We start from the raw sequence: 13,334 nt of genomic DNA on the forward strand, positions 1-13,334 counted from the left end.
AACATTACCTGAAGAGTATTAATCAATACGTCAAAGCGTGTTGTCGCCACCGAGAACGGAATAGACCTTCACTGCCTGCAGCAAAACGTTAAGCCGCATTGCGGTTATCTGTTTACGCGCCTGCATCAGCCCGTTTTTCTGTACAATCAGCGCTTCTTTACTGATTTGCCCGGCCATGAATGTGCTTTCCGTCATGCGAAACTGCTGTTGAGAAGCAGCATAAAACTGCGCCATCTCCGCAGACTGTTTATTGAGTGAAGACTGCGCCGCAAGTGCGCTTGAGACATCGGCAAACGCCTGCTGTATCGCCTTTTGATAATTCACAATCTCACTGCGTTTATTAAGCTCAGCGAGGGTTAACCTGGCGCTGTTTTTACCGCCATTAAAAATGGGCAACGTGACGGAGGGAACGAAGCTCCAGGCTGCACTGCCACCGGAAAATAACTGACTCAAGGCTGCGGTTGATGAACCGCCCTCAGCAGAAAGGGTTATTGTCGGAAAGAACGCGGCTCGTGCCGCGCCGATGCGCGCATTGGCTGCTTTAAGCTGGAACTCCGCAGCCAGAATGTCCGGCCGTTTAAGTAAAACCTCAGACGGCAGTCCTTCCTGAATCACGGGAAAATGCCAGTCACTTTCCATTGATGCATCATTAAATAAGCGTTGCGGTAAAGGCGAACCGACAATCAGTTGCAGCGCGTTATAATCCTTTTGCGCCTGTAATTGCACTTGCTGAAGTTCAATCCTTAAACGGCGCACCTCCTTTTCTGCATCCATTACCTGGCTTTGATTACGTTCTCCGGCCTTTGCTGCCCCTTCTGCCATTTCGCTCAGCTGTACCGCTGCTGCTAGCTGATGACGGGCAATATCCACATACTCACGGTCGGCCAGATAAACGAAATAACGGCTTACCGTCTGCTCCAGCAAATTGATTTTTAATGCCCGCGTCGTGGTTGCGGCGGAAAAATAGTCATACATCGCGGCTTCGCGCAGGTTTCTTAGTCGCCCCCAAAAGTCGATTTCCCACGAGGCTGATACCAGCTTTACATCATACTGATGGAAAGTGACCGCACCGGTATCGACGGTATCGAATATTCCTCCCGGCTCGTGGGCCGAAGTTTGTTGCGCCTGCAGACTGATACCGGGGAGAGAGGACATTTTTTCCACACCGTATTGCGCGTCATATTTCTGTAAATTCAGGGCAGACAGCGCAATATCTTTGTTATTCGCCATGGTCAACGCGATCAGCTGGCGCAATTTATCGTCGTTGAAAAAGACCGGTGCTACCGAAAGCGACGTTGTAGCGGTTATTGCGCTGTCATGTTGATTCCATTCAAGCGGCAGTTGGCTGTCCGGTCGGGTATATTTCGGGGCAAGAGAACATGCCGAGAGAATAAAAGAAGCCATGACGACAATGGCTGTTGAACGCAATTTTGCAATAACCCATACCATTGGCTAACTCCTGGCGTACGGTGATTTCCGATCAAGCGGAACCTGTCCGCCTTTTTGGAAATTATCCAGAAGCTGTGTCAATAAATTGTCAAGACCTTCACAAGGCAGGTGCAATTTCTACGGAATATTTATGAAATACGCCGTTATTGACCAAATCTTGATGGTCTCTCAAAAGTTCCTTGTTCTTTATGCGGTGAGATAGCGGCAAGAAATAAACAGAGACGCTGCCGATGCTGACCACCAACCATTTATTACGCTTACCGAACGCTGATTTTCTTCGGCATAAGGGACATTTATTATCCTTCTTTAGCCCTCTTATCTTCACCTTGCTGTTAACAGGATGTGATGCAAGACCGGCGGCATCCCCCGCGCCCAGACAGGTTAAGGTCTGGACGGTTCCCGCCGCCCAACGCCCGGCGCAAATGACCTGGAGCGGCACCCTTGAACCCGCTCAACAACTCTCCTTGCATTTCCGTCTGGACGGCGAACTGGCAACCCGCCCGGTAGAGGTAGGATCACGGGTAAAAAAAGGGCAAGTCCTTGCCACCCTTAAAGGGGTACAAAGTGAGGAGGAGACCGCAGCCACACTTGCCGAGTACCAGGACGCATTAGCCGAAGCGTCAAAAGGCATGCTGGCGCTGGACAGAGTGAAAAAGCTTTATCAGGTGGGTACGGCTTCACGTGCTCAACTTGACGAGGCAACGGCCAACATGGCTGCGCTGAATGCGCGCAAATCCCGGGCGCTGGCGCAACGTGCAGTGGCGCTGAATACCTCGGGTTTCAATGCGATTACCGCCCCCGTTGATGGTGTGGTCACGCGTGTCGTGCCCTCACCGGGGCAAAGCCTCACGGCCGGTCAGGAGGTGGTCACGATCGCCTCGGGCCCCACCGAAGTCCAGTTTTTTATCCCCGCCGCGCACGTCCCCTCACTGTCCGCAGGCGATAACGTGTCAGTGATGCTTGAGGGAAAACCCGTGCCGGCTCGGATACGTTACATCAGCCCGCAACTGGACGACGTCACCCGCACCCGACAGGTCAGAGCAACCCTCGCCACCGCACCCAACGTGCCGCTGTTTGGCGAGGCGGTTGCCGTGATACTGGATGCCAGCACGGCACCCGGCCTGAGGCTCCCTGCCTCGGCACTGATCCGTTCCGGGAACCAGCCCGCGGTGTTTGTCGTTAACCCGCAGACAAGCAAACTGGAGGTGAGAGCGGTTAGCCTTCAGCGCTTTTCTACTGACGGCGTCTGGATTAGTCAGGGCGTCAAGCCGGGCGAGCATGTCGTCTCAGCGGGCGTCACCACGTTGGTTAATGACGAAAAAGTGCGTATTTTTCAAGGTGGCGCCCAATGAATCTGCAAAAATACAACCTCTCTTCCTGGGCGATAGCCCATCAGCAGATGGTCAGTTTCCTGTTGCTGATCATTATGGCCGCTGGCTGGATAGCCTTTAACGCCCTCTCTCGGGATGAAGATCCGGCGTTTACCATCAAGACGGCGATCGTCAGCGCGCAATGGCCCGGTGCGACGCCGCAGGAGATGGTCAATCTGGTGGCCGACCCCATCGAAAAAACGGTACAGGAACTCCCGTGGTTTGACAGTGTGGAGAGTCAGACGCGTAATGGCTACACCGAGGTCACGCTCAATCTGCGGGACGACACGCCCCCCGCGGAAGTCAAACCCCTCTGGCAGCAGTTGCGCAAAAAGATGCAGGATCTCTCTGCCTCCCTGCCGGACCAGGTCAGTCCTCTGGTGGTAAATGACGAATATGATGCCACTTACGGCACGCTGTATGGCATTACCGGCGAGGGATTCACGCATACGGAAATGCATGATGCCGTCGATGCTATCCAGCGTCAGCTTCATACGGTGAAGGATATTGGCAGGACCGTGCAATTTGGCGTACAACGCGACAGCATTAGCCTGACCTTTTCTGCGCGCCAGATTGCGTCGATGGGCATTTCTCCTGACGACATCATCGCCACGCTAAAAAACGCCAATGCCGTCACCCCGTCCGGTACGTTAAGGACCCAGGATGATCGCGTCAGCATTCAGGTTATTCACCCCGATTTAAATGAAAATACGCTACAACATATGACGCTGCGCGCAGGCGGGCGAACGGTTGCACTTGGCGATATTGTGCAGATTAAACGCCAGGCAGCGGAGCCGCCGGATCCCGTGTTCCACGTCAATGGCCAGCCGGCCTATGGCATTGCGATTGCGATGCTGCCGGGCGGCAATATGCTCACGTTCGGTAAGGCGCTGGATGCACGCATGGCCGCCATTATCGCCGACCTGCCCCATGGCATAACGGTCACTAAAATAGCCAATCAGCCCGCCATTGTGCACGAGGCCGTTGACGGATTTCTGCATGTCCTGATGGAAGCCATTGTCATCGTGCTGGCCGTTTCCTTTGTCTCGCTCGGATTACGGGCCGGGCTGGTGGTCGCCGTGGCGATCCCCATTGTGCTGGCGCTGACGTTTATCGGCATGGATCTGCTGGGCATCGGTCTGCAACGTATCTCATTAGGGGCGTTAATTATCGCCCTTGGGCTACTGGTGGATGACGCGATGATTACCATTGAGTCGATGATTTCCCATCTGGAACGCGGTGAACCCCTGCGTAAGGCCGCCTCCAGTGCCTTTGTCAAAACCGCGTTTCCGATGCTTACCGGCACGCTGGTGATGATTGCAGGATTTATCCCGGTGGGCTTCGCTAAATCGATGGCGGGAGAATACTGTTATTCTCTGTTTGCGGTCATTTTGATCTCGCTCATCAGTTCCTGGATAGTGGCGATCCTCTTCTCCCCGCTCAGCGGGATCTGGCTGCTAACCGGTGCACAAATGCAAAAACCGGCGCATCAGCCAGGGTGCCTGGCAAAGGCCTATGACGCTGTTCTGGATTTCACGCTCAGACGCCGCCTGACGGTCACCCTCGCCTCGTGTCTGCTTCTGGTGCTGGCCGTCTGGAGCAGCCAGTGGCTCAAGAGCGAATTTTTCCCGGCCTCTGACCGACCGGAGCTGTTAATCAGCCTGACATTGCCGGAGAACAGCACCCAGCAACGTACTCAAGAGGTTACCCATCAATTAGAACGCATGCTGGATAAAGAAGAAGGCATTGCGCGGTATTCGAGCTGGATTGGGACCGGTGCCGTGCGTTTTTATCTTCCCATGGATCTTTTACCTGATGCGGAAAATACGGCCCAGCTTGTGGTGGTGGCGAAAGCCCCGGAAATGCGGGAACAGCTACAGGCAAAACTCACCGCTCTGCTCCATGACCAGTTTGGTGACATCGTGACGCGTATCTCTCCCCTTGAGCTCGGCCCACCGGTGGGCTGGCCACTGAAATACCGGGTTAGCGGCGCGGATTTTAATCAGACACGCATCTACGCGCGTAAGCTTGCCGATCTCCTGGCAAAGGATGTCCGTGTAACGGGGATCAACCTCACTTCCGGCGATCCGCAACGCACGGTTGATATCCATATCAATCAGACGGCGGCGTCGATGGCCGGACTGAGTAACGCGCGCATTGCCAACGCACTGAATCTGTTTTACTCCGGGGTGACCGTGACCGCTTTACGTGAGCAGACCCGCAGCACGGATATTATTTTACAAGCCAGCGAAGCGGACCGAAACGACCTGTCGGGCCTTGAGGGCACGCTGATCGCCACGGACGGTGGGGCTAAAATTCCCCTTTCTGCCGTTGCCAGCCTGAGCTGGGATTTAGGCAACCCCGTCATTCAACGCCGTAATCGCGAAGCCTCGGTGACGGTGCAGGCGGATGTGACGCACGGGCAAAACGTCGACAGCGTGGTCACCGACCTCGCCCCCGTAATGCGGGCTTTCGCCAGCAGTCTGCCAACCGGTTACAGCGTCTCAGTGAGCGGCGCATCTGAAGAGTCGGACAAAGGTAATGACTCGTTAATGTCGGTTCTGCCGGTTACCCTCATTACTATGCTGGCGGTGATGATGATTCAGCTTCAAAGCTATTCCCGCGTCATCCTTGCCACCCTTATGGCCCCGTTTGGATTTGTGGGCGTGGTGGCGGCGTTACTGCCAACGGGGACACCGTTAGGTTTTGTGGCCCTGCTGGGTGTCATTGCCCTGAGTGGGATGATTATCCGTAATGCGATCATCCTGATTAGCGAAGTGGATGAGAATCTTAAGGCAGGTTTGAGCCATGCGGAGGCAATAAAACAGGCGGCCCGTCACCGCGCAAGACCGATTCTGCTGACCGCGTGTGCCGCGATTTTCGGGATGATACCCATTGCCCGGCAGGTATTCTGGGGACCCATGGCGTTCGCCATCATTGGTGGGTTAGTCGCCGCGACATTCTTTACGCTGACCCTGCTCCCGGCGTGGATGAGCTATCTGCTGCAAATAGAAACACCTCGCAGCCGACAGCAACAGTAACCTTTGTGGGCAGCACTATGCGTGCTGCCCATGCTGTTACTTTTGAATCACCAGTTGCCAGTACCCTTTCATCAAATCTTCCGGGTTTTCCGGTACTTTTCCGGGCTGCATGGCGGCACGCACGGAAGCGGTATCACTCTGTTCAATCACCTGCACAATCTGCCAGCCTGATTTTGCCAGCTCAGGCAGCGTGCCTGACAGACCGCCTCCGCAGGTGAAAGCTGTGCTGTCAGAGAGTACGGCGTTGTTGTTGGTCAACGCGATGGATGCCGATTTGCAGACATGCGCCTCACCGGCGAGTGCGACGCCCGGCAGAACAGAGAGCATCAGAGCGAGGGAATAACGATTAAGCAAATTCATCACTTCTCCTTGTTGAGATTAAGTTATACCCCGACGCATTCATTTTGCAGTAAAGAGGTAAGGTTGAGCCCCGGTAGCATAGCTGACTCTGTAACCGGGATGAACAAACGTAGCCAACGCACCTGCAAGGTGAAGCATAACGGATATAAGCGCTTCATTTAGTGCCACATTAGCGTTTAGTGCAAGTGTGCCGACCTACAAAATTATGTAGGTTTTTTGTTTATTCTCTTCTACGGTTTATGGGATGCGCAAACCCTGGCGCAGAAACCGTCATTCACGCATGAACGTCGACATAGCGCATTGACTTACCTTCGAATAAGCCGAAAATGTGCCTTCCAGGCGACAACCCGATATACCGGAGTATCCCATTAACCGCTCGCGTCGTTTTCTCCCGCTAACGAGAATTAAAAAAAGCTGTGCGTTCATGGCAGCGGCGTTTTTACTCGCCAGTTGCGCCTCTAAACCTCCGGTCTCGCTTGTTACCCCCCTGCCGCCGGTCGCCACGCACCCTCTTGCGGATGCCGGTTCACGCAACAATATGCCGATGCGCGGTGTCTGGCTGACCACGGTGTCTCGCCTTGACTGGCCGCCGTTAAATTCGGTGAATGGCAGTAGCGCTGCCGTGCGTATCCGTATTCAGCAAACCGCGCTGACCGACAAGCTTGATAAACTGAAAAGTCTGGGCATCAATACGGTCTTCTTCCAGGTGAAGCCCGACGGCACCGCGCTCTGGCCGTCGAAGATTTTGCCGTGGTCAGATATGCTGACCGGCACCATAGGGTTGGATCCGGGATACGATCCGCTGCAATTTATGCTCGACGAAGCGCATAAGCGCGGGATGCGCGTTCATGCCTGGTTCAATCCTTATCGTGTTTCCACCAACGTTAAACCGTCTACGGCAGCAGAGCTGAACCGCACGCTCTCACTGAACCCGGCCAGCGTGTTTGTGCTGCACCGCGACTGGATCCGCACCTCCGGGGAGCGCTATGTTCTCGACCCGGGCATTCCTGAAGCGCGCGACTGGATAACCAGTATCGTTGCCGAAGTCGTGGCACGTTATCCCGTCGACGGCGTGCAGTTTGACGATTATTTCTATACCGAATCGGCGGGTTCTGCCCTCAATGACAGTTCGACTTTCAGGCAGTATGGGCAGGGATTCAGTTCAAAAGCAGACTGGCGTCGGCATAATACGCAACTGTTGATTGAGCAGGTGTCACGCACTATTAAGCAACTCAACCCCAATGTGGAATTTGGCGTCAGCCCGGCGGGAGTCTGGCGAAATCGGTCTCACGATCCTGCCGGGTCGGATACCCGTGGCGCGGCTGCCTATGATGAGTCTTATGCCGATACCCGTCGTTGGGTACAGCAGGGGCTGCTCGATTATATTGCGCCGCAGATCTACTGGCCTTTTGCCCGCGACGCGGCTCGCTACGATGTGCTGGCGAAGTGGTGGGCGGAGGTCGTAAAACCGACTAAAACGCGGCTCTATATTGGTGTTGCGCTCTATAAAGTAGGCGTGGCCGCAAAAAATGAACCTGACTGGATGGTTGGCGGCGGCGTGCCGGAGCTGAAGAAGCAGCTTGATTTGAATGAGGCTATTCCACAAATCAGCGGCACGATTTTGTTCAGAGAGGGTTATCTGGACCAGCCGCAAACGCGGGAGGCGGTCAGCTATATTAAGCACCGGTGGGGGGAGTAATTACCTGCGGTGGTATGCCATAAAGCGGGCTCGCCGTTCTCCCTTCTCTCCACCAGGGTTGGGGGGAACAGGCGGCTCCGAAGGTGGTTACGTTCACTTCCAGATCTGCTGAACCTGCAAAAGGGACTCGTTTTTCCCCCTCTCCCCGTGGGAGAGGGCTGGGGCGAGGGTAAACGGGCGACGCTGAAGGTGTTTACGTTCACCTTCAGACCTGCTGAACATACCGAAACCGTCACCCGTGAACGTGCTAAGGGGGCCACCGCGGCCCCCTTAGCAATCCCCGCGGCCCCGCACGGAAACCGGTGCTGCGCACTGCGCTCACCTCCCGGCCCTCAGCCTGCGGCCGGTTTGACTCGCCGTCCTGGCTCGACAAACCTCTGACCGCCATCCCTGGCGGCCAGACCTTGTCTTCCGGCCTCCGGCTCGCCGGTTTCAGCGGGGACACAACACCCTCGCTGTAAGCCTGAAGCTAAATGAAATAAAGAATAGCTTCAGGATGCTAAAGCAAACAGCGAAAACGTTTTATCTTCAGTGCAGTTTCTCGCAGCGAGGTTTTCTGGTCCGGCTGAAAATCAACGAAGCGTATCCGCAAGGCCGGGGCGACGCGCAGGGATGCGCGGCGAGGGCGACTTTACAGGGACGTTTCCTTCGCCCGTCCCCGATAAGCCTGAAGGAATACGCTAAGTGAACCGCGCCAGCGGCGATTTTCCTGGCCGGGAGCCCGGGTCGCCAGGGTGGTGGCGGCGAGCCACCCTGGCACGTTCACGGGTTCTGGAGCGATAGAAAAGCAAGGAACATAAGGTGAACGGAATGACCCTCAGAGCCGCATTTTCCCCCTCACCCTAACCCTCTCCCTCAGGGAGAGGGAACTGTCTGTGCATACATTTTTTCTGGGGATTCCTCAGCCCTCAAGGGAGAGGGGACTGTCCGTGCATACATTTTTTCTGGGGACTCCTCAGCCAGCGGCCGGTTTCAGCGGGGACTCAACACCCTCCCTGTAAGCATGAAGCAAAATGAGAAAAGGCATGGCTGTCGCGTTTTAACAAAAGCGATCTTCCCCTTATCACCTACTCTCAATGCCCATCACTATCCGCCCCGGTAATCCTCACCAAATGCACGGTAAGCCACAATAATTCATTGCCACCCAGGGTGACATCAAGCTGAGACTTCACATAATCCCTGATCAACAGCGAACAGCGGTAGACGTGAGGAAACTCCTTAATGATCTGCACGAGCAGAAAGCTATCGCGGGCCTTATCCAACTCGCCTTCCTGAAGTCTCTGCAGAAAAAACTGCATATGGACAAGGAACCGCGAGTAGTTAAGCGACTCCGTATCAATTTCCCGTTTAAAGTGATACTGCACCAGATTAAAGATGTCTTTCAGCATCTTCACCGACTGCATGGTTTGTGCAACATCGTCGCCCTGCGTCTGACCATTAACCAGATGAAAGGCGATATTCCCCGCCTCTTCATCAGGAAGCGCAAGACCGTGCTGCTGATTGATGGCCGCAACCGCCTCGCTGGCTACCCGATACTGCTGGGGATAAAAGCGTCGGACCTCAGAAAGCAACCGGTTCTGGATCGCGATACCTTTCTGGCAGCGTTCAATCGCAAACATCAAGTGGTCGGCCAGCGTGAAGAAAATCTGCTCCCTGACCTTGTTTGCCAGTTGCGCATTGGCCCGGGCGATAATCATCGCCGCCATTTCGATCACCGCGTCGGGCATCGCTGAGAGTGCCTCCAGATACCCGCTGCGACCGCTTTGCTCCTGAACCACAAATAATTTTTCAATTTTTTCGGGTGGTACTTCATCGCCGGGTCGGCTACTAAAACCGATACCCTTCCCCATGACGATAACCTCCCGATTATCGTCATCACAGGAAAGCACGAGGCTATTGTTAAGTACCTTCTGCACAATCATGGCTGAGCATCGTCCTCAGGATTACCGTTTCTTGCAATGACACCCTTATACCACCAGAAGCTGCGTTTGCGGATGCGACGAAGCGTTTTGAGGTCATCTTCGCCGCGATCGACATAGATGAAGCCGTAGCGTTTGGCATATCCCTGATGCGTACTGACCACGTCTAAAGCCGCCCACGGGCAATACCCCATAAGGTCCACCCCATCGGCAATCGCCAGTTGCATTTGCTCGATATGCGCCTGCAAAAAAGCGATGCGATAGTCGTCATTAATGGTGCCGTCATCCTCAAGTTTATCCGGCGCACCCATCCCGTTTTCCGTAATCAGAACAGGCAGGGCGTAACGTTCGCAGACTTTACGCAGGGTAAGACGTAAACCGACCGGATCGACCACCCAACCGTAGGGCGTTTTGCCGAGCCACGGGTTTTCTGCCGGTCGGTAAACGCCCGTTTCACCGAGCATAATTTGCTGATCGCCTGCCCGTGGCGCCACGTCGTTACCGTCCCCACGACTGGCGGCGATAGTCGCGGTGGAATAATAGTTAATGGCGATAAAATCCGGTTTCCCCTGCGCCAGCAGTTCCGCATCCCCTTCGTGAATTACCGGCGTCAGTCCGCGATCGCGTAACCAGGCCCAGGCCAGCGCGTTGTAGCGACCATGCACCGCCACATCCAAAAAACTCCAGCCGCGCAGCGTCTCCCAGTTATGGGCTGCGATCGCGTCTTCAGGTTTGCAGGTTTCGGCATACATTGAGGTGGTATTGATAGCTGGTCCTATTTTCAGCCCCGGATAGTCCCGATGACAAAGCGCGAATACCCTTGCCTGCGCCAGCATCATGTGGTGATTTTGTTGATAGCGCGACTTCTCGTCGGGAAGCACACCGCCCTCCGGCACACCGATCGCTCCCGGATGGAGAATCAGCGTGTTCTGCTCATTGATGGTCAGCCACAGCGGCACCTGACTGGCAAATTCGCTGAACAACAGCCCGGCGTAGCGAACAAAAGCATCGATCGTGTCGCGATTCAGCCAGCCGCCCTTTTGCTCCAGCGCCCACGGCAAATCAAAATGATAAAGCGTAACGACAGGGGTGATCTGGTGGCGATTCAGGGCAGCAATCAGGCGGCGGTAGAAATCCAGACCGGCAGGATTGATCTCACCGTCCCCATCGGGGATGACCCGGGACCAGGCCACCGAAAAACGGTAGGCCTTCAGCCCCATTTCCGCCATCAGCGCCACATCCTCTTCGAAGCGATGATAATGGTCGCTGGCGACACGGAAATCCGCCGTACCCTGGGGATGGGTGAGCATGTCGACAACCGAGGGGCCTTTACCGTCTTCATTCCACGCGCCTTCAACCTGGTAGGCCGAGGTGGAGGCTCCCCAGAGGAAACCCTCCGGAAAATGCGCCGCGTTTTTATAAATCATTGAAGGCTCCCGTTTGTTGACTTCACCATCAGCTCATCGCCAAAGGTCACCGAGGTGGCCGTCGTCATGCGTAACGTGGCGTGCTCGTCACCGTTCACCACGACAACAGGGGTGATCAGGTCATAACCGGCTTGTTCGATGGCGGCAATATCAAAGGTAATCAGCGTCTCACCGGCCTTCACTTCGTCACCCACTTTCAGAGACGAACTGAAGTGCTGACCATTAAGATTGACGGTATCAATACCAATATGAATCAGCAGTTCAAGGCCGTTGGCATCCTGCAAGCCCACTGCATGGCAGGACGGCAGGAACATCATCACTTTGCCGTCAAACGGTGCTTTTAATACCCCCTCCTTCGGACGAATAGCGACACCCTCGCCCAGCAAACCGCCGGAGAAGACGTCATCATTAACTTCAGATAAAGTGACAACGTCACCCTTAAGCGGACTAGCAATGACGCTCTCGCCTGATGCATTCGGACTGAGAGACGTCTGAGGGGTACTCAGTGGCGCCACTGCCGCTTCTTCCACCTCTTTAAAAGCAAACACCCATGTCAGCGCAAAGGTGACCACGATAGAAATCGACACCGTGACCAACGCATGAACGATGTTCATCGGATTTTCGCCGATAAACGCCGGCAGCGCGGCGAGTCCCGGCGAGACAAAGGCGTAACGCACTAACCCGCTTAATCCGGCGTACATCCCGGCACATCCGCCACCGATCATCGCGGCGATCAGCACGCGACGGAATTTGAGCAATACCCCGTACAGCGCCGGTTCAGTGATCCCCAGCAGTGCAGTAAAACCGGAAGACGAGGCCAGCTGGCGCAGGTTGCTGTTTTTGGTTTTCATTGCCACGCACAGGGTCGCAGCACCCATCGCCACGTTTGAGGCCAGCATGCCTGGCCCGTTTATCATCTCGAAGCCGTTTTTGCTCAGTTGTCCGGTGGCAATCGGCGTCATCGCCCAGGCGGTACCGGTGATTATCAAAAACGGTTGTAATGTGCCCATCAGCATTGGAATCAACCAGCTGGCGTGACGGTCGATGGTTGCCGCACCCGCCGCCACCAGGTCATTAAGCAGAATACCCGCCGGGCCCACGACCACCAGCGCCAGCGGCGCGGTAATCAGCAGAATAAGCATCGGTTTGATAAAGAATTTTATGATAGAGGGCGAGACTTTTTCCGCAAAGCGCTCCACCCACGACATCAACCAGACGGTCAGAATGATCGGCAGCACCGATCCTGCGTAATCAGAAAGCAGAACGTTGATACCCATAAAGTCCACCGGCTTTCCGGCAGCCATCATCTGCCCTATACCCGGATGCAGCAACACGCCTGCAATCGTCATTGCCAGAATTGGGTTGCATTCAAATTTCATCGACGCGCCGTAAGCCAGCAGTACCGGCAGGAAGAAAAACGCGGCGTCGGCGATAATGTTAAGTAACTGGTAAGTCGGGCTGGTGGCACTGATAAGTCCCGTCAGTTTGAGAATAGCCAGTAGCGCTTTTATCATCCCCGCGCCGGTAATCGCCGGGATCACCGGCGTGAAGGTTGTGGAAATGACGCTGATAATGCGGGTAATTACTCCGTTTGACGCGGGATCTTTACCCTCAGCGGTTACCGATTTCGTCTCCGGGAGCGCTTTTTTGAGCAGACGATATACCTGCTGCACTTCGTTGCCGATGACAATCTGGAACTGGCCGCCCTTTTCCACCACGCTGATCACGCCAGGGATCTGACTGACCGCCTCATCCTGGACTTTACGACGATCAATGAATTCCATACGCAGCCGGGTGGCGCAGTGGGTAAGCGTACGTATATTGGCCGCGCCGCCCACGTCCTGGAGGATTTTTTCTGCTATCTCGTTATAGTTCATAGTGTTTCCCTGATGTTGGAGCAAAAAAAAAGACCAAAACAGAGACGCTCCCCTTAGCGGGAGAGCATTTCTATTTTGGTCTTGCCTGCTTGCGCAGTAGCATGCCGTAATAAAAATGGGCAATTTCGGCGGATTATCAGGAGTTAAAATCCGCAGCACAATCTTCAGTTGATAAAAATGTGATCTGCGTTG

Annotated in this window: 8 protein-coding genes; 3 read left to right on the forward strand and 5 right to left on the reverse strand. The window is 54.9% G+C overall.

The genetic code is table 11. The annotated features are described in order from the left end of the window. Positions 1–30: 30 nt before the first annotated feature. A complete protein-coding gene (locus tag ACUY4Q_RS11710; RefSeq protein WP_458047180.1) occupies positions 31–1,449 on the reverse strand; it encodes an efflux transporter outer membrane subunit in 1,419 nt (472 codons plus the stop codon). A 230-nt stretch (positions 1,450–1,679) separates the two neighbouring features. Here ACUY4Q_RS11710 and ACUY4Q_RS11715 point away from each other — a divergent pair, with 230 nt between their 5' ends. Next, on the forward strand, positions 1,680–2,801 hold the full coding sequence (locus ACUY4Q_RS11715) for an efflux RND transporter periplasmic adaptor subunit (RefSeq protein ID WP_458047181.1): 1,122 nt from the start codon (positions 1,680–1,682) through the stop codon (positions 2,799–2,801). Further along, positions 2,798–5,860: an efflux RND transporter permease subunit gene (locus ACUY4Q_RS11720; RefSeq protein WP_458047182.1), complete on the forward strand. Its 3,063-nt coding sequence runs from the start codon at positions 2,798–2,800 to the stop codon at positions 5,858–5,860. Before ACUY4Q_RS11715 ends, ACUY4Q_RS11720 begins: the two co-directional genes overlap by 4 nt. A gap of 36 nt (positions 5,861–5,896) precedes the next feature. Here the strand turns inward: ACUY4Q_RS11720 and ACUY4Q_RS11725 are convergent, their stop codons facing one another. Continuing rightward, positions 5,897–6,220 (reverse strand): hypothetical protein, encoded by a 324-nt coding sequence (locus ACUY4Q_RS11725; RefSeq protein ID WP_458047183.1) that lies wholly within the window; start codon positions 6,218–6,220, stop codon positions 5,897–5,899. Between the two features lie 424 nt (positions 6,221–6,644). Between ACUY4Q_RS11725 and ACUY4Q_RS11730 the strand changes: the two genes are divergently transcribed. Further along, positions 6,645–7,919 carry a glycoside hydrolase family 10-like protein gene (locus tag ACUY4Q_RS11730; protein WP_458047184.1) on the forward strand — a complete coding sequence of 425 codons (1,275 nt, stop codon included), beginning with the start codon at positions 6,645–6,647 and terminating at the stop codon, positions 7,917–7,919. 1,073 nt (positions 7,920–8,992) lie between these two features. Here the strand turns inward: ACUY4Q_RS11730 and ACUY4Q_RS11735 are convergent. The 3 genes from ACUY4Q_RS11735 to ACUY4Q_RS11745 are packed head-to-tail and all read right to left on the reverse strand — an operon-like array spanning position 8,993 to position 13,142. Beyond that, complete coding sequence (locus ACUY4Q_RS11735; RefSeq protein ID WP_458047185.1) at positions 8,993–9,841, reverse strand: PRD domain-containing protein; 849 nt, start codon at positions 9,839–9,841, stop codon at positions 8,993–8,995. Further along, the gene (locus tag ACUY4Q_RS11740) at positions 9,838–11,265 is read right to left on the reverse strand and encodes a glycoside hydrolase family 1 protein (RefSeq protein ID WP_458047186.1); all 1,428 of its coding nucleotides are present in this window, start codon (positions 11,263–11,265) and stop codon (positions 9,838–9,840) included. Before ACUY4Q_RS11740 ends, ACUY4Q_RS11735 begins: the two co-directional genes overlap by 4 nt. Then, complete coding sequence (locus ACUY4Q_RS11745) at positions 11,262–13,142, reverse strand: beta-glucoside-specific PTS transporter subunit IIABC (protein WP_458047187.1); 1,881 nt, start codon at positions 13,140–13,142, stop codon at positions 11,262–11,264. Before ACUY4Q_RS11745 ends, ACUY4Q_RS11740 begins: the two co-directional genes overlap by 4 nt. Positions 13,143–13,334: the final 192 nt, after the last annotated feature.

The organism is Phytobacter cepae, from assembly GCF_054165735.1.